Annotated in this window: 20 protein-coding genes and 1 tRNA gene; 7 read left to right on the forward strand and 14 right to left on the reverse strand. The window is 64.7% G+C overall.

Going from position 1 to position 25,040, the window contains the following annotated elements:
• Positions 1-70: 70 nt before the first annotated feature.
• The 3 genes from Q0L48_RS12610 to Q0L48_RS12620 all read right to left on the reverse strand — a co-directional run bounded on the left by Q0L48_RS12610 (position 71) and on the right by Q0L48_RS12620 (position 6,211).
• On the reverse strand, positions 71-3,472 hold the full coding sequence (locus Q0L48_RS12610; protein ID WP_296721492.1) for a TonB-dependent receptor: 3,402 nt from the start codon (positions 3,470-3,472) through the stop codon (positions 71-73).
• Positions 3,473-3,732: 260 nt separating this feature from the next.
• Entirely contained in the window at positions 3,733-4,662 is a 930-nt protein-coding gene (locus Q0L48_RS12615; RefSeq protein ID WP_296721494.1) for a 2-oxoglutarate and iron-dependent oxygenase domain-containing protein, read from the reverse strand.
• 70 nt (positions 4,663-4,732) lie between these two features.
• Complete coding sequence (locus Q0L48_RS12620; protein ID WP_296721495.1) at positions 4,733-6,211, reverse strand: nucleoside transporter C-terminal domain-containing protein; 1,479 nt, start codon at positions 6,209-6,211, stop codon at positions 4,733-4,735.
• Between the two features lie 203 nt (positions 6,212-6,414).
• Between Q0L48_RS12620 and Q0L48_RS12625 the strand changes: the two genes are divergently transcribed.
• Both Q0L48_RS12625 and Q0L48_RS12630 read left to right on the forward strand, forming a co-directional pair.
• Positions 6,415-7,113 carry a queuosine precursor transporter gene (locus Q0L48_RS12625; RefSeq protein ID WP_296721497.1) on the forward strand — a complete coding sequence of 233 codons (699 nt, stop codon included), beginning with the start codon at positions 6,415-6,417 and terminating at the stop codon, positions 7,111-7,113.
• A 50-nt stretch (positions 7,114-7,163) separates the two neighbouring features.
• Positions 7,164-7,487 (forward strand): MliC family protein, encoded by a 324-nt coding sequence (locus Q0L48_RS12630; RefSeq protein WP_296721499.1) that lies wholly within the window; start codon positions 7,164-7,166, stop codon positions 7,485-7,487.
• A 108-nt stretch (positions 7,488-7,595) separates the two neighbouring features.
• On the opposite strand, the gene Q0L48_RS12635 is transcribed toward Q0L48_RS12630, so the two are convergent.
• The 4 genes from Q0L48_RS12635 to Q0L48_RS12650 all read right to left on the reverse strand — a co-directional run bounded on the left by Q0L48_RS12635 (position 7,596) and on the right by Q0L48_RS12650 (position 9,974).
• A tRNA-Lys gene (locus tag Q0L48_RS12635) sits at positions 7,596-7,671 on the reverse strand.
• Positions 7,672-7,703: 32 nt separating this feature from the next.
• Entirely contained in the window at positions 7,704-8,204 is a 501-nt protein-coding gene (folK, locus tag Q0L48_RS12640; protein ID WP_296721501.1) for a 2-amino-4-hydroxy-6-hydroxymethyldihydropteridine diphosphokinase, read from the reverse strand.
• A 12-nt stretch (positions 8,205-8,216) separates the two neighbouring features.
• Complete coding sequence (aguB, locus tag Q0L48_RS12645; RefSeq protein ID WP_296721503.1) at positions 8,217-9,095, reverse strand: N-carbamoylputrescine amidase; 879 nt, start codon at positions 9,093-9,095, stop codon at positions 8,217-8,219.
• Positions 9,096-9,113: 18 nt separating this feature from the next.
• Positions 9,114-9,974, reverse strand: a complete 861-nt coding sequence (locus Q0L48_RS12650) for a methyltransferase (protein WP_296721506.1) — start codon at positions 9,972-9,974, stop codon at positions 9,114-9,116.
• A gap of 96 nt (positions 9,975-10,070) precedes the next feature.
• Here Q0L48_RS12650 and msrA point away from each other — a divergent pair, with 96 nt between their 5' ends.
• A complete protein-coding gene (gene msrA, locus Q0L48_RS12655) occupies positions 10,071-10,622 on the forward strand; it encodes a peptide-methionine (S)-S-oxide reductase MsrA (RefSeq protein WP_296721508.1) in 552 nt (183 codons plus the stop codon).
• Between the two features lie 114 nt (positions 10,623-10,736).
• On the opposite strand, the gene Q0L48_RS12660 is transcribed toward msrA, so the two are convergent.
• On the reverse strand, positions 10,737-11,987 hold the full coding sequence (locus tag Q0L48_RS12660) for an RsmB/NOP family class I SAM-dependent RNA methyltransferase (RefSeq protein ID WP_296721509.1): 1,251 nt from the start codon (positions 11,985-11,987) through the stop codon (positions 10,737-10,739).
• A gap of 29 nt (positions 11,988-12,016) precedes the next feature.
• Between Q0L48_RS12660 and Q0L48_RS16690 the strand changes: the two genes are divergently transcribed.
• Positions 12,017-12,280: a DUF1674 domain-containing protein gene (locus tag Q0L48_RS16690; protein WP_367274042.1), complete on the forward strand. Its 264-nt coding sequence runs from the start codon at positions 12,017-12,019 to the stop codon at positions 12,278-12,280.
• Between the two features lie 206 nt (positions 12,281-12,486).
• Here Q0L48_RS16690 and Q0L48_RS12670 read toward each other — a convergent pair whose 3' ends face one another.
• The 4 genes from Q0L48_RS12670 to Q0L48_RS12685 form a co-directional block, all read right to left on the reverse strand.
• Positions 12,487-13,902, reverse strand: a complete 1,416-nt coding sequence (locus tag Q0L48_RS12670; protein WP_296721511.1) for a cytochrome P450 — start codon at positions 13,900-13,902, stop codon at positions 12,487-12,489.
• Between the two features lie 66 nt (positions 13,903-13,968).
• On the reverse strand, positions 13,969-15,003 hold the full coding sequence (gene hemH, locus Q0L48_RS12675; RefSeq protein WP_296721513.1) for a ferrochelatase: 1,035 nt from the start codon (positions 15,001-15,003) through the stop codon (positions 13,969-13,971).
• 79 nt (positions 15,004-15,082) lie between these two features.
• Entirely contained in the window at positions 15,083-17,356 is a 2,274-nt protein-coding gene (locus tag Q0L48_RS12680; RefSeq protein WP_296721515.1) for a molybdopterin cofactor-binding domain-containing protein, read from the reverse strand.
• 3 nt (positions 17,357-17,359) lie between these two features.
• Entirely contained in the window at positions 17,360-18,379 is a 1,020-nt protein-coding gene (locus Q0L48_RS12685) for an Mrp/NBP35 family ATP-binding protein (RefSeq protein WP_296721517.1), read from the reverse strand.
• Positions 18,380-18,511: 132 nt separating this feature from the next.
• On the opposite strand from Q0L48_RS12685, the gene hflK reads away from it, so the two are divergent.
• The 3 genes from hflK (at position 18,512) to Q0L48_RS12700 (ending at position 22,198) form a co-directional block, all read left to right on the forward strand.
• Complete coding sequence (gene hflK, locus Q0L48_RS12690; protein WP_296721519.1) at positions 18,512-19,627, forward strand: protease modulator HflK; 1,116 nt, start codon at positions 18,512-18,514, stop codon at positions 19,625-19,627.
• Between the two features lie 4 nt (positions 19,628-19,631).
• On the forward strand, positions 19,632-20,477 hold the full coding sequence (hflC, locus tag Q0L48_RS12695; protein ID WP_296721521.1) for a protease modulator HflC: 846 nt from the start codon (positions 19,632-19,634) through the stop codon (positions 20,475-20,477).
• Positions 20,478-20,668: 191 nt separating this feature from the next.
• Positions 20,669-22,198, forward strand: a complete 1,530-nt coding sequence (locus tag Q0L48_RS12700; protein WP_296721523.1) for a Do family serine endopeptidase — start codon at positions 20,669-20,671, stop codon at positions 22,196-22,198.
• Between the two features lie 72 nt (positions 22,199-22,270).
• Here the strand turns inward: Q0L48_RS12700 and Q0L48_RS12705 are convergent, their stop codons facing one another.
• Both Q0L48_RS12705 and msrB read right to left on the reverse strand, forming a co-directional pair.
• A complete protein-coding gene (locus tag Q0L48_RS12705; RefSeq protein WP_296721524.1) occupies positions 22,271-24,460 on the reverse strand; it encodes a transglycosylase domain-containing protein in 2,190 nt (729 codons plus the stop codon).
• A gap of 121 nt (positions 24,461-24,581) precedes the next feature.
• Complete coding sequence (msrB, locus tag Q0L48_RS12710; protein ID WP_296721526.1) at positions 24,582-24,992, reverse strand: peptide-methionine (R)-S-oxide reductase MsrB; 411 nt, start codon at positions 24,990-24,992, stop codon at positions 24,582-24,584.
• Positions 24,993-25,040: the final 48 nt, after the last annotated feature.

The raw sequence follows: 25,040 nt of genomic DNA on the forward strand, positions 1-25,040 counted from the left end.
AACTTTCCAAATACAAACGGCGGAGCCCGAAGGCCCCGCCGCTCATGTATCCTGTCAGGCAGGCGACGAATTAGAATTCGTAGCGCGCACCCACCTGGATCCGCCATGCCGACGGTCCCGGTGCGATGAAGTTCTGATCATCGGGCGCGAAGCCGGTGATGATGTAGCGGCCCTGTGCATCCACACCGCCATCGACCACATCGACGAAGTCAGGGCGGCGACGCAGCACGTTCCAGTCATTGTCCACGAGGTTGAGGAAGTTCTGGAAGTCCGCAAACAGCGTGACCTTGTCCTGCTTGATGCCGGTGATCTTGCCAATGAACGGCAGTTCCTGCGCGAAACGCAGATCCATGTCGAAGTGCCAGTCGTTGCTGCAGGTGTTGCGCTCGATCGACGCGCCGGGAGTGAAATCGCACCCGCTGGCGTTGACGTAGTCGATCAGTGACTGAACCGCACCCGCGTTGGACGAAGGCGACACGTTCGGATCATTCACGCCGCTCGGGACATAGAGCAGCGCATTGTCCGTGCCCGAAGCCGAGTCGTTGAACACCGCACCACCATCGAAGGTCAGGCTGTAAGGCAGGCCCGAACGCGCCCGGAAGAAGATCCCGAAGCTCGTGTCGTACCCGTCGACGAATTCTTCACGCAGGTTGAAGGTCGCGGTGATGTTGTGGCGCACTTCGAAGTTCGAGGTCGACACCGCCGGGTTCTGCCGGTCGAACGCCGCGGTAACATCATACGACGAGGTTGCCGTCGACGAACCGTTGTTGCGGTTGTTCTGCGAATCGGTGAACGCGTAGCCGAAGTTCACGTTGAACGAACCGCCATCGGTCAGCAGGCCGCCCTGGAACCGCTTCGACAGGATGATCGAAGCGACGTGGCTTTCGTAGCTCGGCCCGTTGGTCAGCTGGATTTCGTCATCACGACCGGTAGCAAAGCAGGCCGCATTGACGTTGGTGTAGACCGGCGGAGTGCCGCCTGTGCCCTGCAATTCAGCAGTACAGCCAGCATTGTTGGCATCAATCGCACGATAGATCGGGCGACCATCCACGGTGAACCCGCCATCGGCCCGGCGCACGTCCGGGGTCTGCGACAGGTCAACGAAGTTCAGCGTGTCGTTGAACCGCGAGTAGATGTAATCGAGGTTCAGCTTCCAGTTGCTGAAGAACCCGGTCTCGGTGCCGAACGTGGTGCCGAAACCGATGTTTGCGCGCACGACAGTCGGCACGTCGAATTCCGGATCGGTCGACTGGATGTCGCCCAGACCGTTGGCTGCCTGATCGGACCCGGCAGCGGTGATGCAGCTGGGGAAACCGATGAAGTTACCCGATGCATCAAGCACCGACGGCTGGCCATCGGCATTGCGCGGAAGCTGGGCTGCCGAGCAGTTGTTCGATGTGCCGAGGCCGGTCGAGAAGCCGTTGTTCGAGAAGGCGTTGGAGAAATACACCACCGGATCGCCGCCCGAGAACACGCCGACACCGCCGGTCAGACGCGAATTCGAGAAGAAGCCGTCATTGTCGAATTCATAAGTTGCCGAAAGACGCGGCAGCAGAATCGGGTCGAGGCGGCTGAACGGCGTCGAATTGGTGAAGCCGTAGCGATTGAGGAACTGCGGGTTGGCGCGCGGCGTATCCCCATCGAACATCTGCACGCGGATACCGGCGTTGATCGCCAGCTGATCGGTCGCCTGCCATTCGTCCTGAGCGTAAAACGAGTAGACCTGACGGCTGAACAGCGCACCGGCTTCGTTGATGTCGCCGGTCGGAGTTGCGTTGATGTCCCCGGCGATTGCCACGCCGTCCACCACATCGTCCGCATCCGGGAAGATGGTTGTTCCGCCCGAAAGCAGTCCGTTGCGGAAATCGTCGAGGCTGGAGAAGTACAGCGAACCGGTCGCGTTGACAGCGAACAGGTTGAACACTTCCAGATCGTTGATTTCAGCGCCCAGCTTGAAGAAGTGGCCGCTGCCCGCATCGATGTTCATCTGGAAGCGGGCCTGATCGATCTTCGTGTCGAGCTGGTTGGCCGAACGGAAGATGCCCGGGCCGGTCGACAGGATGCCGTTCTGCGAAGTCTGCCCGGCAACCGGATCGAGACCGACGACAAGGCGAACGATCGGATTATCCGACTGGGCTTCCCCGCCGCCGAACGGCCCCTGCACGTCGCCCACTTCGGCGCGGCTGGCACGCAGTTCGGTCGAAACAGTGTCGTTCCACTCGGAATAGAGGCGGACCGAATAGTAGTTCGAGATCGTGCCTTCGTCTTCGAACGAGTTGAGGCCGGTCAGGTTCTGGCCGCCGAAATCGGATTCGACGTTGGTTTCCTCGAGCCGCTGGTAGGTGGCTTCGAGGCGGTGACCTTCGGCGAGAACGGCGTCGAGACGGCCGAAATAACGCACCGAAGCTTCGGGCAGCGCGGTCGGATAGCCGCCGATGTCCTGGCCATAAACATCGCTCGCAATCTGAGCGAATTCGTCGAACTGACCCTGGGTCACGAAATTGGCTTCGTTGACGAAGCCGCCGCCCGTGGGGCCGAACTCGTTGCCGTCGCCCAGATCGGTTTCTTCATAGCCGAAGCTGAAGAACAGGCGATCCTTGATGATCGGGCCGGAGAGCGTGGCGCCCCAGCGCTTTTCCTGGCTGCCGGTGTCGAGATCGCCGACCATGCCGCCATCGAAATAGGTGATGAAGGCCGAGCCACTGAACTCGTTGCCGCCGCCCTTGGTGACGACGTTCACGAGACAGCCGGTGAAATCCGAATATTCGACATCGAACGGCGCGAATTCGACCGAGACCTGATCGACCACGTCGAACGGCAGCGGCAGCGCGTTACGCGCGGCAAACGGGGTGCCATTGAGGCCGAACACGTCGGCCTGCACGATGCCGTCGACGGTGAAGGTGTTCGAACGGTCATTGCCGCCGAGGCAGGAAATGCGCTCCACGTCGTTCTGGTTGTCGAGCGCGACGCGCGGGTCGATGCGGATGATGTCGCGAATGTCGCGGGTGATCGACGGGAAGGATTCGAGCTCTTCCTGGCCGAAGGCGGTGCCCGGCCCGACAGCGACCTGGCTGACCCGTGCGCGGGCGCCAGTCACGACGATCGTGCTGTCGCTGCCGCCAGTGGCGGTCGAAGCGAGCGTGAAGTTGAACGCGGTGCGGCCGCCGATATTGGTGGCGACGTTTTCGACCGTCTGGCCTTCGTAACCGTCGGCAACCACGGTGATGTCGTATTCGCCCGGCTGCAGCGAGGTGATGCGGAAACCGCCGTCCGAACCGGTGGTGGTGGTGCGGCTCGCATTGGTCGAGGTGTTGGTGACAGTCACCACAGCGCCCGAGATGGCGTTGCCGCTATCGTCGGTGATCTGGCCTTCGACGCCCGAAGTGATCTGCTGGGCCGCCGCCGGCGCGACGAATGTGGTGGTAGCAGCAAGGCTGACGACGCTTGCTGCGAGAAGGTACTTAAGCTTCATGAAAGTAGCCCCTGATGACTATGGAGAGGGTGAATAGGAGAGGGTGTCGGGTCGCCCTAGGCCCGCCTGACTGCGGAAAAGCGACTGTTCTGTGACAGTTTGATGAAACCGGCCGCTCTCGCAATGCGTTTCCTGACGTAGCGTATCCCGCAGTGCACAAAATTACGCGCATTTCTGCGACTTCGGAAAACAGGTGTTGCATCCGTGCAACGAACAGAAGGTTTTTGGCGGCAAGGCTTTTTGGCGCTGCCGCACCCGACTCAGGCGAGGTTGATCTCGCGCAGACGCTGCATCAGGAAATCATGCGCGGAGATCGGCTCGGGCGGCGGGGCCTGATCGTCCGCGCCCACGCATTCGGGCAGCGGCTCGATCATGAAGTCGGGCCGGAAATGCAGGAAGAACGGCATCGAATAACGCGATCGCCGCGCCGCTTCTCCGCGCGGGTTGACGACCCGGTGGGTGGTCGACCGCAACCGGCCGTTGGTCTGGCGTTCGAGCATGTCGCCGACATTGATGACAAGCGCGCCCTCCGCCGCCGGAATGGGCAGCCATTCGCCCTGCCGGGTGAGCAGTTCGAGGCCCGCTTCCTCGGCCCCCAGCAGCAGGGTGATGGTGTTGATATCGCCATGCGCAGCGGCGCGAATCGCGCCTTCGGGTGCACCTTCGCCCAGCGGCGGATAATGCAGCAGGCGCATCACCGAATTGCCGTCCTCCACACTTGGCGCAAAGAAGTCGCGCGGGCGGCCAAGGTGTAGCGCAATCGCTTCCAGCACGCGCGCGCCCGCGGCCTCGAACGCGGCGAACAGCGCGCTCATCGTTTCGCGGAAGCCATCGACCTCATCGGGCCAGATATTGGGTGCCATGAATTCGGTGAGAGGGTGTCCGGGCGGCAGGCTGCGGCCGACGTGCCAGAACTCCTTGAGGTCGAACACCTCGGCGTCCTTGGCCTTTTCGGTGCCGAACGGGGTGTAGCCGCGCGCGCCGCCGCCGCCGTCGATCTTGTAGCTGCGCTTGACGCTGTCGGGCAGCGCGAAGAACGCCTTGGAGACCGCCTCGGCCTCGTCGATCAATTGCTGCGGGATGCCGTGATCGCGCACCACGGCAAAGCCGTATTCGGCAAAGCTGCGCCCGAGTTCGTCGGCGATGGTTTCAAGCGGCTGGGCAAGCGAGACGGATGCGATGTCGTTCATGCGCGCCCCTTACACCCGCGCCCGCGCGCCTGCCAAGAGGCACGCGGTCACGCACTTCGCGTTCACGCAATTACAGCGGCAGAAACAGGCTCGCCAGCGCGGCGCTCATCAGGTTGGCGAGGCTGCCAGCGGCGAGCGCCTTCAGCCCCAGCCGAGCGATCACCGGCCGCTGGTTCGGGGCAAGCCCGCCGGTCACCGCCATCTGGATCGCGATCGAGCTGAAATTGGCGAACCCGCACAAGGCGAAGGTAACGATGGCGCGGCTGCGCGCCGTCAGCTGGTCGCCGGTCATCGCGCCCAGATCGATGAAGGCGACGAATTCGTTGAGCACGATCTTGGTGCCGAACAACCCGCCCGCGATCCGCGCCTGATCCCAGTCGGGAATGCCGATCAGGAACATCACCGGCGCGAACAGGTATCCGAGCAGTTTCTGGAAGCTGAGGGTTTCGAACCACAGGGCGGTTTCCGGCCCCATCGGCGCTCCGAGCCCGGCGGAAAGAGCGACGACGCCCGATCCGATCCCGCCGAGCATCCCGTTGGCGAGCGCCACCAGCGCGACGAACACCATCACCATCGCGCCCACCGCGACCGCCAGCTTGACGCCCGTCTGCGTGCCCTGCGCCGCGGCTTCGATGATGTTGGCCGGACGATGGCCTTCCTCGAAGGTTTCGGCGGCCATCACTTCGTCGGACTTGCCGCTTTCAACCATTCCTGCAGGCCCGACAGCGCTGATCCGGGCTTGCGGCAATTCCACTTCCTGCCCGTTTTCGTCATACATCACCACGCGGGTCGCCTCCGCCACGGCGTTGGCCTTGCCCCGCGCGCGCATCACGGCGGCGGCGGCAACCGCATTGTCCTGCCCCGGTGCGACGGGCGCATCATCGGGCATGATGATCTTCGCCATCAGGATCCCGCCCGGCGCCGACATGAACGCCGCCGCCAACAGGAACGGGACGGCGTCTGTGCCGATAAAGCTGGCATATGCCGCCAGAATGGTCCCCGCCACGCCCGCCATGCCGACCACCATCAGCGTGAACAGCCGCGCGGGCGAGAGCGAAGCGAGATAGGGCCGCACCACCAGCGGGCTTTCCGATTGGCCGACAAAAATATTCGCCGCCGCGCCCAGCGCCTCGACCCGGCTGATGCCGGTGATCCAGCCGATCGCCCCGCCCACCCAGCGCACCAGCCGCTGCATGATGCCGAGGTGGTAGAGGATCGAGACGATCGCGGCGAAGAACACGATCACCGGCAATGCGGCGATCACGAAGGTGTTGGCGAAGGGATTGCTCTCCATCGGCCCGAACACGCTGGTGATGCCGACCTTGGAAAAATCGAGCAGCGCGATCACCCCGCCCGAAAGCCCGCCGATCACCGCCACGCCGATATCGGTGCGCAGCACGATCAACGCGGTGAAGGCCTGCAACGCGAACGCCGATCCGACCACGCGCAGATTGATCTTGCGCTTGGCGGAGGACAGCATGAAGGCGATGGCCAGAATGGCGACGACCCCTGCCAGGCTCAGCAGGATGGACGTGATACTCTCGTTCACGGCTGCGAATTGCCCCTTGTTGCGCGCAAAAGCGAACTGATCCCTTGCGGCACGCGGTGATTGGCTCTGCCGCTGCCGTGGCGCGGGCGTGGCAGTTTGCGCAGGCAGTTGCAAGCCGGGAACCGCAGCGCGATACGACATTGTGGTGACAGCGCGGCGTCCGGCGCTTTTCTTTTGCCGGTGTGCTGGCTACGCCTTTGTCGATGAACGACACCCAGCCTGCGGCGCCCTCCTCCGCCCTGACGATGCCCTTGGGCCTGTTCGTATTCACGCTGCTGTATGGCGGGATGACGGTGCTGGCAGGCGTGCTGGCGTTCAAGCAGGTGCAATTGTGGCCGACTGATCTGGCGGTGGAGAGCGGGATCTTCGCGTTCCTGCTGCTGGTGGTTATCTCGAGCACCCTGTCGCAGCTATACGGGCGCACATTTGCACAAAGGATGGTGTGGTGGGGGTTCCTGCCGCTGTTGATTTCTTCGTTGCTGATGGCGCTGGTGCTGAACCTGCCCGCCTCGACCGAGATGGCGGCAGACCGGGCCGATGATCTGATCGCGTTCGAACGGGTGCATTCGACCGTGTGGCGCGTCTGGGCGGCAGGCCCGGCGGCTTACATCACCTCGCTGCTGCTCAACATCTGGATTTTCGACCGGTTGAAGGGCGAAGGCGCGGAATCGACCATCGGCTTGATGGTCCGCGGCGCGGTGGCCTCGGCGCTCAGTCAGGCGGTCGATTCGGTGATCTTCATCACGCTGGCGTTTTATGGCCTGTTCCCGATCATGAATCTGCTGATCGGACAGGTGATCGCCAAGGTTGTGCTCAGCCTCGTTCTGGTGCCCTTCCTCATCACCTTCGGGGTGCGCGCAGCGCGCTGGCTGGATCGGCGGGGCAGCGATTCGGCGCTTTGAGCCGGCGCGGACGTGGGTTATCTTCCCGCCATAAAGGGGGAGAATGGCACATGAAATTCGCGATCACAGTCCTGCTTGCCGGCACCATCGCGCTCGGCGCGTGCAACGAAAGCGTCGGCGGGCCGGGCGCGAGCACCTATTATGATTGCGGCGGCGGAACGCGGCTCAAGGTCGATTATGTCGATGCAGGCAGCGTGATGGTGCAGATGAACGACAATGCCCCCGTCACCATCCCCGCCGAACGCGCAGCCTCGGGCGCGAAATACATGAGCGCGACCCACCAGTTCTGGTCGAACGGCAACGAGGCCATGTGGACGGTCGGCCGGATGGCCCCGATGACCTGCACCAAGGTGGCCCTGCCCCGCGGGATGTGAGGCAAGCCCATAACGCCGGAGTGGCACACCCGCCGGTCGCGCAGAGACGCGCCCGAAGGGCGCGCGAGCGAAGACGTCGCAGCCCGCAGGGGCAGCGGGAAACAATAATGGTGAGCCCGACAGGATTCGAACCTGTGACCCGCTGATTAAAAGTCAGCTGCTCTACCTACTGAGCTACGGGCCCACATGCTCCGGCTTCGGCGCCGGGAGCGGGGCTCACCTAGGCAGGGGGCGCGGGCGGGTCAAGCGGGCATGGAGTTGCGACAGGCTCAATCCGCTCACCGGATCGCGCCAGCGCGGGGCGATCGCCGCCGCCGGGCCGAGCACAAAGGTGCGATTGCGGAACGCCGGGTGCGGGATGGCGAGGCCCGCCGATGCCCCTCCCGATCGCCAGAGCCCGCCGCTCCACAGCACGATATCGCAATCGAGCACGCGGTCGCCCCAGCGCTGTCCGGGCCGCCGCCCGAAGGCGCGCTCGGTGCGTTTGCACGCGGCCAGCAAGGCGGACGGCGCAAGGTCGCTTTCCAGCACCAGCGCAGCGTTGGCAAACTGCCGCCGGGCCGCGCCCATGGCTGCGCTGGCGATCACCGGCGAGCGGGACAGGACCGTGCCGAAAACGGCGAACTCCTCCATCGCGGCGCGCACAACTTGCGGCGGCGGGCCATAGAGGCCGTGCCGCCGGTTGCTGCCCAGCGCGATCAGGTAAAGGCTGCTCAAGCGGGTGCCGATCTAGATATCTTCGGCGATCCGGCCATAAAGCTGCGGGCGGCGGTCGCGGAAGAAGCCCATGCCCGCCCGATGCATCGCCGCACGTGCCAGATCGAGCCGGGCGATCAGCACGCCGCTTTCCGCCGCGCCATATTCGGCGAGGTAATCGCCCCACTCGTCGGTGATGAAGGAATGGCCGTAGAAACTTTGCGCGCGCTCTGCCGGGCCTTCCGGGCCGATGCGATTGCTGGCGACCACCGGCATGCAGTTCGACACCGCATGGCCGATCATCGCGCGTCGCCACATCCGGCTGGTATCGAGCGCCGCGTCATACGGCTCGGACCCGATCGCGGTAGGATACAGCAGCAGTTCCGCGCCCAGCAGCGCCATCACCCGGGCGGCTTCGGGATACCATTGGTCCCAGCACACGCCGACGCCGACCTTGACCAGCGCGCCATCCTCGCCCGGCACATCCCACACCTTGAAGCCATCATTGCCCGGGCGGAAATAGTATTTTTCCTCGTACCCCGGCCCATCGGGAATGTGGCTTTTGCGGTAGGTGCCCATCAGCGCGCCATCGGGGCCGATCATCGCGAGGGTGTTGTAATAGTGATGCCCGTCCCGCTCGAAAAAGCTGGTGGGGATCGTCACCTTCAGCCGCGCGGCGAGTTCCTGCATCGCGATCACGCTGGGATGGTCGGCGCAAGGACGGGCCAGCGCGAACAGCGCCTCGTCCTCGTCACGGCAGAAATATTCGCCCGAAAACAGCTCGGGCGGCAGGATCAGCTGCGCACCCTTGGCGGCGGCTTCTTCCACCAGCACGCTGACAGCGGCGATGTTGGTGGCCTCATCCGCAGAGGCCAAGGCAAGCTGAAGGGCGGCGACAGTGATAGCGGTCATGCCGCCTCCCTTAGCGGGTTATTGTGCCTTCTTGAACAGAAGAGTCATCCGGTCGCTTTCGCCCTTGCCCTTCAGGTCTTCACGCTTGGTCGCCAGCGAAGGCGGCATTTCCCACACGCCTTGCGCGTGATCGGCAGTATCGTTGGGATTGGCGTTGATATCGCTGCGTTCGACCAGTTCGAAGCCCTGCAGGCGCATGAAATCGATCATGTCGGCTTCGCGCAGGTATCCCTTCGAACCATTGGCATAGGACCACGCCGCATCGGCCTTCGCACGGTGCTGGACGATGCCGATCATGCCGTCATCCTTGAGCAGTTCGCGCATCGCCCGGATCTCGGTGTCGGCGGTGCCCGAACGGGTCGGGCTGTGCAGCGCACGGATCACCAGGATACGGTCGAAGGTGCCCTTCTGGTCATCTGGGATGGCATCGAGCGTCATGCCGGAAAACTTTTCCGCGGGCAGACCGGTGTAACCGGCAACTTCGGCGCCGAAGCCTGCCGCCATGTCGCGCACGCGCTGCTGGCGCGCCGGATCGGAGGTGGCGGTGAGCGGGTTGGTGTAAAGGCCGACAAGCTGCCCCTCGCCGCCGAGATAATGACCCAGCAGGCGCGAATACCAGCCGCCGCCGGGCGAATATTCGCCGACCTTCATGTCCGGCGCGACGCGGAAGAAGGCGAGCGTTTCTTCCGGATTGCGGAACTGGTCGCGCGTGGCATCTTCGGCGCGGGTCGGGTGATTGATTGCGCCCGACAATGCCTCGGCGTGGGTCTTGAGGAAGGAGTCCGCGGTATCGGTCTTCATGCCGTGATGATCGGCGAGAACGGGCGCGGCGATGGCAAGGCCGCTCGCGGTGGCGAGGGCAAGGATCAGCTTCTTCATGGGTATTCTCCCTTGGGAAATGCAGTTGAACCGGAACACACAAGTGGCATTTCCGATCCGCCGTCCTATCTCTGGCAGAAATAAGCGGAGATTTCGATGAGCAATTTGGAAACGGTGATTGTCGCAGGCGGGTGCTTCTGGTGCACCGAAGCGGTGTTCCGCGATGTGGTTGGCGTGAGCCAGGTCGAGAGCGGGTATATCGGCGGAACCAAGCCCGATCCGACCTACAAGGAAGTGTGCACCGGCACCACCGGCCATGCCGAAGCGATCCGGGTGACGTACGATCCCGACACGATCAGTCTGGGCCAGATGTATGACGTGTTCCTCGGCACGCATGATCCGACGCAGTTGAACCGGCAGGGCGGCGATGTCGGCACGCAATATCGTTCAGCGATCTTCCCGCTGTCCGCCGAACAGGGCGAGGAAGCCAAGGCTGCGATCGGGCGCTGGAATGCCGAGAACGGCAAGATGGCGGTGACCACTATCGAAGGTCTCGACGGCGGCGCGCAGGTAATGGAGTGGTATCCGGCCGAGGGCTATCATCAGGAATACTGGGACGGCGAAGGCCAGCGCAACCCCTATTGCCTCGCGGTGATCCCGCCCAAGCTGATGAAATTGCGCAAGAGCTTTCAGAAATATGTGAAGTAGCAAACACATCTCATCATCGTCGCCCCGTGCTTGACACGGGGCTTGGCTTTTCTTGAGCAGGAGTTGGATAAAGAAGCCAAGCCCCGGATCAAGTCCGGGGCGACGGATTGGGTGTTACTTCACCCACCGCCCTGCAAAAAACCCGTCCAGCCCGCCTTGATCGGGCAGCATTCCCGGGTGAGTGCGCAGCCAGCCCTCAGGTGTGGGTGCGAGACCGGCAGGGAGCTCATCCGCCGTGATCGGCGCAGGACTTAGACCGCAATTGGCGTCGATCCACGCCGCCTGTTGCTCACCTTCCTCGGCCTCCAGCGAGCACACCGCATAGACCATCACCCCGCCGGGGTTGAGCCATTCCGCCGCCTTGGCCGCCAGTGCGCGCTGCAGTTCCACCAGTTCGGGGATCTGCCGCGCGCCGATACGGTGCAGCACGTCGGGGTGACGGCGGCAGGTGCCGGTCGCGGTGCAGGGCGCGTCGATCAGGATGGCATCGAAGCGGTGCTTCGGCTCCCACGTCAAAGCGTCCGCGCGCACTGGCGAGGCTTTCAGTCCGGTGCGCTTCAGGTTGTCCTTGAGCAGATCAAGCCGCCGCTTGCTCATGTCGAGCGCGGTGACATTCCACCCGGCTGCTGCCAGTTGCATCGTCTTGCCGCCGGGTGCGGCGCACAGGTCGAGCGCGTGCTTGCCCTCCCCCGCACCCAGCAGCCGCGCCGGGATCGACGCGGCGAGATCCTGCACCCACCAATCACCCGCCTTGAAATCGGCGAGGCTCTCCACCGCAGCACCGCGCGGCAGGCGGATATGGCCGGGGGCAAGGCTGATGCCGCCCATCTGGACGGCCCGGGTTTCGGTTTCGCCTGTGTCTTTCAATGCCAGATCGAGTTCGGGCGGGAAGGCAAGTCCGGGGGCGATCGCGGCGGCGCGGTCTTCGCCCCAACGAGCGCGGGCGGCCTCGGGCAAGGTCGGCGCTTCGGGCAGCACGCTTCGGCCCGGCTTTACCAGCGCCGAAAACACGCCATGCGCCAACCTTCGCGGTCCGCCTGTCAGCAGTGGCAATCCGGTCGCGATCACGGCATGCGGCGGCGTGTCGAGCCGCAGCGCCTGCGTCAGCATGATCCGCAGCACCATCCGCGCCTTGGCGTCATCGGGCAGGTTCTGCTTGGTCGCGCTGTCGATCAGGGCGTCGAGATCGGTCATCCAGCGCAAGGTCTCGCCCGCAATCGCCTTGGCGAGCGCGCGGTCGGGCGCGGTGCGGATGTCGCCCAGCGCGCCGCCTTCAGCCTGTTCGAGCGTCCCTCCCCGGCGCAATACGGCATCGAGCAGACGAAGCGCGGCGCGGCGCACGGGTAATCCGGGGGTAGCTGGCATGGGCGGCCCTTAAAGCATCGCGCGGAAAAGTGGGAACCGGTTTTTCGCTTCCCGGCGATGCGGCCACAAAAGCGCGCCGAACCTTTATTGAAACCAAGCGCCTGCATGCGCATTTGCTTCACATGACCAAACAGAAATCCGAAGCCGCCAAAGCGTTCAGGAAGCCTGCGCATTGGACCAATGATCCGGTGCCCGCGCCCAAACAGACCGATCCGCTTAAAGACGAGCCGCGCGAGCTTTCCCCGACCCGTTACGGCGACTGGGAAAAAAACGGCATCGCCTGGGATTTTTGAAGGTTTTTTGTTTTCGCCCTCAGGCGCCGGGCGCGGCCCGTCCGGGCCGCTTGGCTTCCGCGCCATAAGGCGCGGCGCGCGGTCGCGCTTGCGACGCCTGCGGCGTCGGCCCCGGACAAGCACGCGGCGCAGAATGATCGAGCGGGTATAGATCCCGCCTAGACCCCTTTTAGACCCCGGCTCGCCAATTTTTCACATGAAACATTTTACAGAGGCACGAAACGCACCTTCAGCCCATCCTTGGGTTGCGGAATAGGCCAGTCCTGCCAATCGGGCTTGTACCCGGGCGCGGCTTCGATCCGGTAGCGTTGCAGCAACTCCGCCAGCAGCACCTTCACCTGCATATAGGCAAAATGCAGGCCGAGGCACATATGCGCCCCGCCGCCGAACGGCACCCAGGCATATTTGTGCCGCGCCTTCACCTGATCGGGCGTGAAGCGCAGCGGATCGAAGGTGAAGGGATTGTCCCAATATTCCTCCGAATGGTGGGTCCAGTAGATGTTGATCCCCACCATCGTGCCCGCCGGAATGCGGTATCCGCCATATTCGAATTCGCGCAGCGCGCGGCGCGGCATCGAGGGAACCGGCGGGATCATCCGCAGCGATTCCTTGAACGCCATTTCGGTGAGGTCGAGCTTGGCAAGATCGTCGTAATCGAGCGGGCGCGGCTCGCCCGCACCGTCCGGCCCGCCGGTGACCGCGAAAATCTCGTCGCGCAGCTTCTCCTGCCACTGGGGGTTCACAGCGAGATAATAGATCAGCGATGTGGCCGACGACGTGATCGTGTCATGCGCGGCCATCATCAGGAAGTTCATGTGATCGACCACTTCGTCGACCGGCAGCAGCGATCCATCCTCGCGGGTAGCGGTGGCGAACTGGCTGAACATGTCCTGCCCGCCGCCTTCCGCACGCCGGCGCAGCGTTTCCTTGGTGAAGTAGTCGACCAGAAACGCCCGGCCATCGACGCCCTTCTTCATCTTGGTAAAGGGCAGCGGCTTGCGCACCGGCGCGACCGAGGCCTGCACCATATCGACGAAAGCCGCGTTGATCTTGTCCGCTTCCGGCCCCCACGGCAGGCCGATGAAACTGTCGGCGGCGAGATCGAGGGTGAGCTTCTTGATCGCGGGATAGAATTCCATCGGCCCCGCCCAGCCTGCCACTTCGCGGGCGATCCCGCGATTGAGCGCGCCTGAATAGTGCCGCATCGGTTCGGGCTTGAAGGCGATCGACAGCGCGCGGCGATCAATCCTGTGATGGTCGAAATCCATCAGCATCAACCCGCGCGGGAACAGCTGGTCGAGGATCGGGCCCCAGCCTTGCTCCGACGAGAAGATCTTGTCCTTGTTGAACAACAGCAGCTCGTTGGCTTCCGCGCCGATCAGCGCGACCTGCCAGCCGCCAAAGGCGCGGTTCTTGTAGACCTTGCCATGGGCGGCGATCATCCGCTCGGCAAAGGCGTGCGGATCGGCCAGCATGGTGAAGGTATTGCCCACCAGCGGCCAGCCCGCATCGCCCGGAATATGCGCGAGATCGGCCTCGCCCATGCGCTGCTCGCTCCAGTGGCGGGGCGCTTCCGCCACGGCGGCATCACGGGAAGGCGGGGCTTCGGCAAGGGTGGCCATGATGGTCTCGGCGCTCCGTATCAGGTTCGGATTAGCAACTGACCTTGGTGTAAATAACTCGCGCGGTTAAATCCAGCCCGAAAGCTCGCGCCGCAGCATCGCTTCGACCATGGCAAGGCCGCTGCCGGAAGTGTTGAGGCAATCGAGCACGGCGTATTCCTCGCCGCCTGCCTCGATAAATTCGTCGCGGCCCTCCAGCGCCAGTTCCTCCAGCGTCTCGACGCAATCGGCGGCAAAGCCGGGCGCGGCGACGACCAGACGCTTGGTGCCCTTCTGCCCTTCCTCGATCAGAGTCGTGTCGGTCGACGGTTCCAGCCAGCGCGCCGGGCCGAAGCGCGACTGGAATGTCGTTTCGAACCGGACACCCGCGAATTCCGGCCGCTCGGCCAGTTGCTCGCGCAGCAGCCGCGAAGTCTTGGAGCAGTGGCAGTAATAGGGATCGCCCTTTTCGAGCGTGCGCAGCGGCATCCCGTGGAAGCTCAGCAGCATCACTTCGGGTCGGAAGGCGAGGCCTTGCACCTGTCGGCTCAGATCATCAGCAAGCGCGCCAAGATAATTGGGATCATCATGATAGGGCGGCACGAACCGCATCGCCGGCTGCCAGCGCATATCGCCCAGCACGCGCGCGACCTCGTCGAACACGGTCGCGGTGGTGGCGGCACAATATTGCGGATACATCGGCGCAATCAGGATGCGGTCGCAGCCCTTGGCCATCAGTTCGCCAATCCGCTGCTCGATCGAAGGATTGCCGTAACGCATCGCGTAATCGACCACGACCTTGTCGCCGAACCGGCCCACCATCGCTTCGGCCTGCCCTGCGGTGATGTCCGCCAGCGGCGATCCACGGTCGGTCCAGATCTTGGCATAGGCCCTGGCGCTCTTCTGAGGGCGGGTGTTGAGAATGATCCCGCGCAGGATCGGCTGCCACGCGATCGGCGGGATCTCGATCACGCGCCGGTCGGACAGGAACTGCTTGAGATAACGCCGCACCGAATCCGGGTCCGGCCCGTCGGGCGTACCCAGATTGACCAGCAATACGCCGATCAAGCCGCTCGAAACAGGGGGATGGTCGCCCGGAAGGCGCTGGGTCTGCCAGGTCATAGCCGTCCCAACGTCTCGCAGGGGTTTCGTTTCCGGGCACAAGCGGCGGCCCGGACAAGGTGTTGCAATTTTGTCCGGGTCATATGCCGTCCGAAAGTAGGGGCAATCGTCTCAGCCGCAAGCCTGTAGCCGAAAACAGCGCGTTGGCAATCGCCGGCGGGGCGACCACCGCGCCAAGCTCGCCCGGATCGGCCGGCGGGGCTTCGCTCGCGATGAATTCGATGCGCATTGCCGGGCAATCGGCCAGCACCGGCAGGCCCATAAGATCATAGTCGATGGTTTCAGGCATCCCGCTGCGCAGCTTGAACGGATTGCCCAGCGCGATGCCCATGCCGAACACCAGCCCGCCTTCGATCTGCTGGCGGGCGATGTCGTGATTGACGATCCGCCCGATGTCGACGGCTGCGGCCAGCTGGATGACGCGCACCCCGCCCTCGCCCTGACGCGCGGTGGCGACGCAGGCGATGCGCGCCGCTTCCGGCCCGTCGCCGATGCGTGCGCAGGCGAGGCCTTGGCCGCTCTGGTCGGCGCCGCCGTCCCATCCGGCCAGCTGCGCTGCGCGTTGCAGGCACGCCGCCAGCCGCACATCACTGCCGAGCATCGCCATCCGGAATGACAGGGGCTCGCGCCCGTATTTGGCCGCGATCTCATCGATGAAACTTTCGATGGCGAAGGTCGTCGGCCCGTGAGAATTGCCGCGCACCCGGCCGACCGGCAGGCCGATTTCCACCGGCACATGCTCGACCACCACACCGGGCAGATCATACGGCGGTACCGCGCCTTCGCAGGCCAGCGGGTCGGGCTCGCCGCTGGTTTCGCGGATCGCCGCCATGCTGGTGAGATTGCCGAACAGACGCTTGCCGAATTCGCGCGCGGCGGGCGGAGTGGCGATGCGGACGCGCAAGGCATCGATGGCCCCCTCGTCAGCCTCGGACAGCTGCGCGCCCAACAGCAGCCATGCGGGTGGACGCGGGCGGCTGCGGATCATCTCGTCCCGGCGCGGCCATGTCAGCTGCACCGGACGGCCGAGGGCGCGGGCGATCAGCGCGATTTCGATTGCGTGGTCGTGCTCCAGCCGCGCGTCGAAACTGCCGCCAGCGGGCATCGGATAAAGCGCCACGTTCTCGGTCGCGATACCGATCGCGCGGGCAGCGGCGATGCGCGCCTGTTCGGGCGCCTGGCTTGCCATCCACAGATCGAGCCGCCCATCGGCAAAGCGGGCTGCGGCGCAGGCCGTTTCGACCGGCGCTGCGTGATGCGGCTCGATCTCGTACCGGCGGCCCATGTCGACCCGCGTCATCGCGGCAGCGCCGAACCCGGTTTCGGCAATCGTGAACCCTTCCCCGCCGGTAAGCACCGTATCGAGCTTGGCAGCGATTTCATTGCTGCTGACCGGCGCGGCGACTGCGAATTTGGGCTTCATTGCGTCCAGCGCCGCATCGGCGCTCCACCATGTATCGGCGGCGACCGCCAGCCAGCGCTTGCTTTCGACGATCCCCGCCAGCCCGCGGATACCGGCGGCGGCATCGCGATCGAACCCGGCCAACTCGGAATCGTCGACCGGGCCGTGGCGGATCGAGGCGAACACCATGCCGGGCAGGCGCACGTCTCCGGCAAAGCGATAGGAACCATCAACCTTGGACGGCAGATCTAGCCGGGGATAGGCGGGGGCCTGATCGGAATCGGCAGGCAGCGGCGCTTCGCGCAAGGGTTCGGGGCGCAAGGGCGGCGGATCGGGCGGAGCGAACCCTGCGGCGCCTTCTGCCAACTCGCCGAAACTCGCGCGCTGGCTACCGTGAATAACGAAGCCGCCTTCGACCTCGCACTCCTCCCATGTCACACCCCAGCGCGATGCGGCCTCCTGCGCCAGCATCGCACGGGCAGCGGCGGCAGCTTCGCGGCAGGTTGTTTCATAGGCGGCGAGCGAGGTTCCTTCCGCGGTCGCGTTGAAACGCTGTGCGCCCGCGAACCGCGCCGCCATCAGCCCATCGGTGCGCGCCGAGAGACCGGCAGCGAGCGGATCCCACAGCGCGATCCATTTCTGCGCCAGCGGGACATTGCCATAGGCGCCCGAAACCGGCGCGGGCTCGACCGCGATCTGCCGCCAGTCGGCCCCCAGCTCATGCGCGACGATCTGCGGCAGCAGCGTGGTGATCCCCTGCCCCATTTCTAGCTGCGGGACAGCAACCGTTACCACGCCATCGGCGGCGATCTTGAGCCACGCGCCGAAAATATGTTCGCCGCGCGCCGCGACCAGCGGGGTGCGGTAGGCGCGCGGCATCAGCCACCACGCCACCAGCAGGCCTCCGCCTGCCGCCGCTCCGGCCAGCACGCCCCGCCGCGACACAGCCATCGATCAGACCGTCCCGGTTTCGAGCCAGCGTGCCAGCTTCTGCGCGATTGCCACGAACGGCGCGGCGGCATCGCCATCGCCGGCGGCGGGAGGCTCGCCCTTGTCGCCCGCGATCCGTGTTTCCAGCGTCAACGGCACCCGGCCGAGGAACGGGATTTCCAGCGCGGCGGCGAATTTTTCCACCCCGCCCGAACCGAAGGGGTCGCTGATATGGCCGCATTCGGGGCAGCAATAGCCCGCCATGTTCTCGACCAGCCCGATGATCGGCACCTCGCCCTGTTCGAACAATTGCCCGGCGCGCGCGGCATCGATCAGCGCGAGATCCTGCGGGGTCGAAACCAGTATCGCGCCATCGGGCTTGTGCGCGGACAGCATCGACAGCTGCACGTCGCCCGTTCCCGGCGGCAGGTCGACCAGCAGCAGATCGGTATCACCCCATTCGGCGTCGACCAGCTGGCTCAGCGCTTTGCCCGTCATCGGCCCGCGCCATGCCAGCGCCTTGCCCGGCGCAACGATGTGACCCATCGACAACACCTTGACCCCGTAGGGACTATCGATCGCCACCAGCTTGTCGCCTTCCGGCGTAGCGCCGGGCTTGATCCCCTCGGTCTTGAGCAGCTTGGGCTGCGAAGGGCCGTAGATGTCGCCATCGATCACGCCGACCTTGCGGCCCATCCGTGCGAGCGCGACTGCGAGATTGGTGGTGAGCGTCGACTTGCCGACCCCGCCCTTGCCCGATCCCACCGCAATCAGGCGGCGGCGGCGGCGCTCGCCGGTCAGCGCGACGCGCACTTCGTCCACCCCCGACAGCGGAGAAAGCGCGGCTGTGATGTCTGCCTCCAGCGCCGCGCGGTCGGTAGGGGACAGATCACCCGCCTCGGCCACGATCACCGCGCGCCCCGCGACCATCCGTGCCGACCGCACGCGATGATTGATTTCGGGCGTCAGGGCAGCGCGAATCAGCGCTTCTTCTGCCCCGATTTGACGGGGGGGCTGGCGGGTTGAATCCTGTGGCTTGCTCATTACGCCACGCCTCTACCATCAATTTCACGCAGCCAACCCCTGTTTTTCGCTGCAAGGCATACCTATAAGGGCATTATGCAAAGATTGGACGGTTGGAGAGAACGTCTTGGCGGGGCCGCTCGCGGCCTTGCCATGGCTGGCAACAAGAACCCCTGGGGCAATGCCGGCAAGGGTGATGAGCCCGGCGTGGATGGCCCGAGCGCGGATCGCGGTTCGGGCGGCGACGGGGGCGGCCCGCGCAACCCGTGGCTGCCGTCCGGCGGCGGCGAGCCCGGAAAGCGGCGTTCGGCCAGTATCGAGGATATCTTCAAGGGCCGCGGCCCCGAAGGCCCGCGCCGTTCCGGCGGCGGCGGCCCGGGCGGTCCGACCTTCCGTCTGCCCGAACGGCCCGGCGGCAAAAGCTGGGTTCCGGTGATCGTCGGCGGGGTCGCAGCGTTGTGGCTTGCCGTCAGCAGCGTGCACTTCATCCAGCCGGGCGAACAGGCGATCGTGACCTGGCTCGGCGGGAAGTATTCGACCACGCTCGATTCTGGCACCAACTGGACTGCGCCGTGGCCGATCCAGATGGTCGAGAAAGAGAACGTGACCCAGATCCGTTCGGAAGAAATTCCCGGCACTAACACCGAAAAGCTGATCCTGACCTCCGACCAGAACCTGGTCGATCTCAGCTACCTGATCCGCTGGAACATCTCCGATCTCGCGCTGTACAAGTACCAGCTCAACGATCCGCGCAACGCGCTGCTTGAAATCGGCGAAGCGGCGATGCGCGCCGCAGTGGCACGCAGGGGTCTGGATACGGTGCTGACCGGCGAAGGCCGCGCCGAGATCGAACAGGACGTGAACCAGCGCATGCAGGCGCGGCTCGATGCTTATCGTTCGGGCATCACCGTGCAAGGCATCGAGATCAACAAGGTCGATCCGCCGGGCCGCGTGGAAGAAGCGTTCAAGGACGTGTCCTCGGCCCAGCAGGATGCCGACGCCGCGATCAACCGCTCGCGTGCGGTGGCGCAGCAACAACTCGCCCGCGCGCAGGGTGATGCCAGCGAGTTCAACAATATCTACGAGGAATACCGCCTTGCGCCCGAGGTGACCCGTCGCCGGCTGTATTACGAGACCATGGAATCGGTGTTGTCCAAGACCGACAAGACGATCGTCGAATCCGGCAATGTAACACCCTATCTGCCGCTGCCCGAATTGCAGCGTCGCTCGCAAAGCGCGGCGCAGCCAGCGCGGCCGCAGGGAGAATAATGCGATGAACGCCCTCAAACAAAACTACAAGGCGGTGATCATCGCTGTCGCTGTGGTGATCGTGGCGCTGCTCGCCAGTGTGGTGATCGTGCCCGAAACCCATCAGGCGGTGGTTGTTCGTACCGGTCAGCCGGTGCGCATCTACAACATGTTCCGTCCGGAAGTGCCCTATGGCCAGACCGGCGCCGGAGTGCAGTTGCGCATTCCCTTCGTCGAACAGGTCCAGATGGTCGATCGCCGCGTGCTCGATCTCGATATGGAGCGCACGCAGGTGCTCTCCAACGATCAGCAGCGCCTGCAAGTGGATGCCTATGCGCGCTATCGCATCATCGATCCGGTCAAGCTGGTCGAACGCGCCGGCAACGAACGCGTGCTGGAAACACAGTTGCTGCCGATCCTCACCTCGGTGGTGCGGCAGGAACTGGGGCGGCGTCCGTTCGCCTCGCTGATCAGTGCCGAACGGGGCACGGCGATGGCCAACATCACCCGTACGCTTGACGAACAGGCGCGCAATTACGGCGCGCAGGTGCTGGACGTGCGGATCAAGGCGGCCGACTTGCCCGAAGGCCGCCCGCTCGACGCCGCCTTCACCCGGATGGAAACCGACCGTCAGGAAGAAGCTGCGACAATCCGTGCCGCGGGCAATCGCGATGCGCAGATCATTCTGGCCGAAGCCCAGGCCGACGCCGCGCGGATCTATGCCGATGCCTATAACAAGGACCCTGCCTTTTACGATTTCTACCGCGCCATGCAGAGCTATCGCCAGACCTTCCTGAGCGGTGAAGGCAGTTCGGCCATGGTCCTGTCGGACGACAGCGAATATTTCCGGCAGTTCCAGGGCCAGCGCTGAACGTCGTTGGACGGACTTCCTTTGACGTCCGGCGAATGGGGCGCCGCGTTCAATTGGTGTTCAGGGCCGGAACGCTTTTTCAGGCGCGCATCGGGCATGTTTGGCGGCACGCCCGCGTAGTCGCTGAGACAGAGTTTGGGGAACGCGGCGGGTCTTCCGCGCATTCCACACAAGATAAGGATCAAGAGGACGTGAACAAAGTGCGCTATGTATATGGACTCACGAGCGCGCTGCTGGTCGGCGGCGCTACGATCTCGCTGATCACCGGCACGCCGTTGGGCGCGCAGGTGGCACAGAACGATGATGCGGTGATGGACCGGGTGGTGCCGGTTGCCGGCGCGCCTGCCAGCTTCGCCGATCTCACCGCGCAGTTGCAACCGGCGGTGGTCAACATCTCCACCCGCCAGCGGATCGAAGTAAGCAACAACCCGTTTGCGGGCACGCCGTTTGCGGAACTGTTCAACCGCCGCGGCGGCAACCAGCCGCAGACGCGAGAGGCGCAGTCGCTGGGTTCGGGCTTCATCATTTCGGCCGACGGCTTCGTCGTCACCAACAACCACGTTGTTTCGCCGCCCAACACCAATGCGACGCTGGAAGAAATCACCGTCACCATGCCCGACGGGACGGAATACGAGGCGGAACTTGTCGGCTCCGACGCGGCGAGCGATCTTGCCGTGCTCAAGATCAATGCCAGCCGGACCTTCCCCTTCGTCACCTTCGGGGATTCCAGCGCGGCGCGCGTGGGCGAATGGGTGGTCGCAATCGGCAATCCCTTCGGCCTCGGCGGCACGGTAACCAGCGGGATCATTTCGGCGGTCTATCGCAACACCGGGCAGGGCGGCGCCTATGACCGCTACATCCAGACCGATGCCAGCATCAACCGCGGCAATTCGGGCGGCCCGCTGTTCGACATGCGCGGCAATGTGATCGGCATCAACAACGCGATCTTCTCGCCTTCGGGCGGCAGCGTCGGCATCGGCTTTGCCATCCCTGCGGAAATCGCTGCGCCGATCGTGGAGCAACTGAAAGCCGGTCAGGAGATCGAGCGCGGTTATCTCGGCGTGGGCCTTGCCCCGATCAACGAGGATTTCGCCGCATCGCTGGGCCTCGAAAAGCGCCAGGGCGAGTTCGTGCAGACGGTGCAGGACGACAGTCCGGCCGCACGCGCCGGGCTGCGTCCGGGCGACATCATCACCAAGGTCAACGGCAAGGACGTAAGCGCCGATCAGACCGTGTCGTTCCTCGTCGCCAATCTCGAACCGGGCGCGCAGGTACCGGTCGAATTGCAGCGTGATGGGAAAAAGCTGGCGCTCAACGTCACGCTCGGCAAGCGCCCGACCGAAGCTGAATTGCAGCAGCAGGCCCAGACCTTCGATCCCGATGCCGAAGAGCCGATGGAACCCGGCACTTCAGACGGTACGATCGAGGAAAAGCTCGGCCTGCAGGTGCTCGGCATGACGCCGCAGATCGCCCGCTCGCTCGGGGTTCCGGTGGACACCAGCGGTGTGGTGATCGGCGCGGTCGATCCCAATTCGGACGCAGCGCGCAAGGGCCTGCGCCGCGGCGACATCATCCTTTCGGCCAATTATCAAGCCATCGCGTCGGTCGAGGATCTGCTGGCGCAGGTCAACGCCGCCACCGCCGAAAACCGCGAGGCCATGCTGCTGCGCATCCAGCGCCGCAACCAGCCCCCGGCGTTCATCCCGGTACGCCTGCGCTGATCGCAAGCCTCAGGGCACACAAAAAGGGCGCCGGGAGCAGATCCCGGCGCCCTTTTTCGTGCGGTCCGATCTTTAATTGTCGGGCGGGATTGCGCCGCCGGTGGCTTCCTCAAGGAAATCCTGGCTTGCTGCGGGCGGCCCTTCCTGCGGGCGTGCACGTGGGCGCTCGCGCTCCCGATCACGTTCACGGTCCCGATCCCGGTCAAGAGGCCGCTCCCCTTCAATGCCGAACGGGCTGGGCGTCGGCTCGCGGCGGCCAGGTTCGATCAGGTTACCCTGCTCGTCGATGTAGTAATAATCATCCGGCTCGCCGAACATCGCCTCCTCGTCCGGCTCCAGCTGCCATTCGGGCAGTTCGACGGTGGTTTCGAATTCCTCGATCGCCCGGTCCTTGACCGCATAGCGCATATAGGCCGCAAACGCCTGCGCCGGGGCGCGTCCTCCTTGCAGACCAGAGACAGCCTTGGCATCGTCGCGGCCCATCCAGACCCCGGTCGTGATGCCGCTGGAAAAGCCGACGAACCAGCCATCCTTGTTCGATGACGTGGTGCCGGTCTTGCCCGCCACCGGTCGCCCGATCTGCGCTGCACGGCCAGTGCCGGTCTGCACCGCAGCCTGCAACAGATCGGTCATCCCTGCCGCCACATAATCGGGCACCAGCGTCCGTTCCTGCGCGCGTTCATGCTGGTAGAGCAGTTCCCCGTCGGCGGTTGTCACCTTGGCGATTCCGTAGGGCTCCACCCCCACCCCCTTCGCCGATACCACGGCGAAGGCGCGGGTCATTTCGATCAGGCGCACTTCCGACGATCCCAGCACCATCGACGGGAAGGTCGAAACCTCCGACGTGATGCCGAACCGCCGCGCCATCGAGGCGACCGTGCCGAACCCGACCTCGTTGCCGAGCTGCGCTGCGACCGTGTTGATCGAAAAGGCGAATGCGGTGCGCAGGTCGGTCTCGCCGATATTGCGACCGCTGGAATTGCGCGGGCTCCAGCCGTCGATCGTCACCGGCGTATCGACCACCATATCCTCGGGCGTGTAGCCCGCTTCCAGTGCGGCGAGATAGACGAACAGCTTCCACGACGACCCCGGCTGGCGCATCGCGGCGGTGGCGCGGTTGAAATTGGTGGCGACGTAATCCGTCCCGCCCACCAGCGCGAGGATCGCGCCGTCCCGGTCAAGGCTCACCAGCGCGCCCTGCGCTCCGCCCGGCGTATTCGCCTCGATCGCGGTGGTGGCCGCGCGCTGCATTCCGATGTCGAGGGTGGTCCACACCTCGATCGGTTCGAAGGTTTCGGGCAGGATGATGTCGAGTTGCGGCAGCACCCAATCGGTGAAATACCGCACCGAGTTCTGCCCGGCGGCCTCCTTCAATTGCACCGCGCCGACATCGACCATCGCCTGATCGGCCGTGATGTAGCCCTGCTCGCGCATAAGCCGCAGCACCACCTGCGCGCGGTCGACAGCGGCCTGAACATCGGCGGTGGGGGAATAGCGGCTCGGCGCCTTGACCAGCCCGGCGATGATCGCCGCTTCGCCCACGCTTAGTTCTGTCGCGGGGTGGCTGAAGAACTTGCGGCTGGCGCTGTCGACGCCATAGGCGCCGCCGCCGAAATAGACCTTGTTGAGATACAGCTCGAGGATTTCCTCCTTGGAGAACTTCCATTCGAGCGCCAGCGCCAGCACCGCCTCGCGCGCCTTGCGGTCGAAGGTGCGGTTGGAATTGAGGAACAGGTTGCGGGCCAGCTGCTGGGTGATGGTGGACGTGCCGCCCAGCCGCGCGCGCGATCCGGTCACGCCTTCGACCAGCGCGCCCGTCAGACGTACGGGATCGACCCCGATATGCGAGTGGAACCGCTTGTCCTCGACCGCGATCATCGCGTTCTTCATGTTGTCGGGGATTTCGTCGTAATCGAGCCACTCGCCGAAACTCGGCCCCAATTCGACGATTTCGCGCCCGTCACGCGCGCGCACCACGATCGTCTGGCCCGGCTGGTTGGCCACAAGCGCGGAATAGCTGGGAATCGATCGCGCTGCAAAGCCGACCGCAAAGCCGAGGAATATGACGCCCAGCAGCGCCAGCCCGCCAGCGATCCAGAACCCGCGCTTCAGCCATGCACGCAAGCGCGAGGGCGGCTTGCCCGCGCCGCTGCTGCCGCCGCTCGCCTTGCTGCGCGCAGGCGGAGCATCGGCCCGCTCTACTGCTGCCCGGCGGCTTCCGCGCGCACCCTTGTTCTGCAACCGGTCACCCCTTTTGGACATGGCCTGACGTTCTATCCGTTACTGCCCGTCACGACCGGGCGCGGCGGACCTGTGCATAGGCAAGTTGTAACCGGGGGTGAACCGCGCCGGCCGCCCTGTCCCCCGTTGCGGCAGGCACGCCTCAGCTGTCGGCCGGGGTAAACACCAGCGCGGCGGAATTGATGCAGTAGCGCAGGCCGCCGTGTTCGGGTGGGCCGTCTGGAAACACATGGCCCAGATGCCCGCCGCACTTGCCGCAGCGCACTTCGGTGCGGACCATGCCGTAAGCCGTGTCGCGGTGCTCCTCCACCACCTCTTCGTCGGCAGGCTTGGTGAAGGCGGGCCAGCCGCAGCCGGAATTGTACTTGGCGGTGGAATAGAACAGCTGCGTGCCGCAGGCGGCGCAGTGATATTCGCCCTCGTCATAGAACTTGTCATATTCGCCGGTGAAGGCGCGTTCGGTGCCCGCTTCGCGCAGCACGTGGTACTGCATCGGGTCGAGCTTCTCGCGCCATTCGGCGTCGGTCAGGCTGCGGGGGTCTGGGTTGTCCATGAATTATCCTCTCTGCTTACCTGCAATATCAGAGCGCGAGAGGAAATT

Origin of the sequence: Erythrobacter sp. (assembly GCF_024305245.1) — a bacterium.
Taxonomy (GTDB): domain Bacteria; phylum Pseudomonadota; class Alphaproteobacteria; order Sphingomonadales; family Sphingomonadaceae; genus Erythrobacter.

Bases quoted from the DNA above. Each gene is read 5' to 3' on its own strand.
- Q0L48_RS12610 (WP_296721492.1), bottom strand. From the start codon at position 3,472: ATGAAGCTTAAGTACCTTCTCGCAGCAAGCGTCGTCAGCCTTGCTGCT.
- Q0L48_RS12615 (WP_296721494.1), bottom strand. From the start codon at position 4,662: ATGAACGACATCGCATCCGTCTCGCTTGCCCAGCCGCTTGAAACCATC.
- Q0L48_RS12625 (WP_296721497.1), top strand. From the start codon at position 6,415: ATGAACGACACCCAGCCTGCGGCGCCCTCCTCCGCCCTGACGATGCCC.
- Q0L48_RS12630 (WP_296721499.1), top strand. From the start codon at position 7,164: ATGAAATTCGCGATCACAGTCCTGCTTGCCGGCACCATCGCGCTCGGC.
- aguB (WP_296721503.1), bottom strand. From the start codon at position 9,095: ATGACCGCTATCACTGTCGCCGCCCTTCAGCTTGCCTTGGCCTCTGCG.
- Q0L48_RS12650 (WP_296721506.1), bottom strand. From the start codon at position 9,974: ATGAAGAAGCTGATCCTTGCCCTCGCCACCGCGAGCGGCCTTGCCATC.
- msrA (WP_296721508.1), top strand. From the start codon at position 10,071: ATGAGCAATTTGGAAACGGTGATTGTCGCAGGCGGGTGCTTCTGGTGC.
- Q0L48_RS12660 (WP_296721509.1), bottom strand. From the start codon at position 11,987: ATGCCAGCTACCCCCGGATTACCCGTGCGCCGCGCCGCGCTTCGTCTG.
- Q0L48_RS12670 (WP_296721511.1), bottom strand. From the start codon at position 13,902: ATGGCCACCCTTGCCGAAGCCCCGCCTTCCCGTGATGCCGCCGTGGCG.
- hemH (WP_296721513.1), bottom strand. From the start codon at position 15,003: ATGACCTGGCAGACCCAGCGCCTTCCGGGCGACCATCCCCCTGTTTCG.
- Q0L48_RS12680 (WP_296721515.1), bottom strand. From the start codon at position 17,356: ATGGCTGTGTCGCGGCGGGGCGTGCTGGCCGGAGCGGCGGCAGGCGGA.
- Q0L48_RS12685 (WP_296721517.1), bottom strand. From the start codon at position 18,379: ATGAGCAAGCCACAGGATTCAACCCGCCAGCCCCCCCGTCAAATCGGG.
- hflK (WP_296721519.1), top strand. From the start codon at position 18,512: ATGGCTGGCAACAAGAACCCCTGGGGCAATGCCGGCAAGGGTGATGAG.
- hflC (WP_296721521.1), top strand. From the start codon at position 19,632: ATGAACGCCCTCAAACAAAACTACAAGGCGGTGATCATCGCTGTCGCT.
- Q0L48_RS12705 (WP_296721524.1), bottom strand. From the start codon at position 24,460: ATGTCCAAAAGGGGTGACCGGTTGCAGAACAAGGGTGCGCGCGGAAGC.
- msrB (WP_296721526.1), bottom strand. From the start codon at position 24,992: ATGGACAACCCAGACCCCCGCAGCCTGACCGACGCCGAATGGCGCGAG.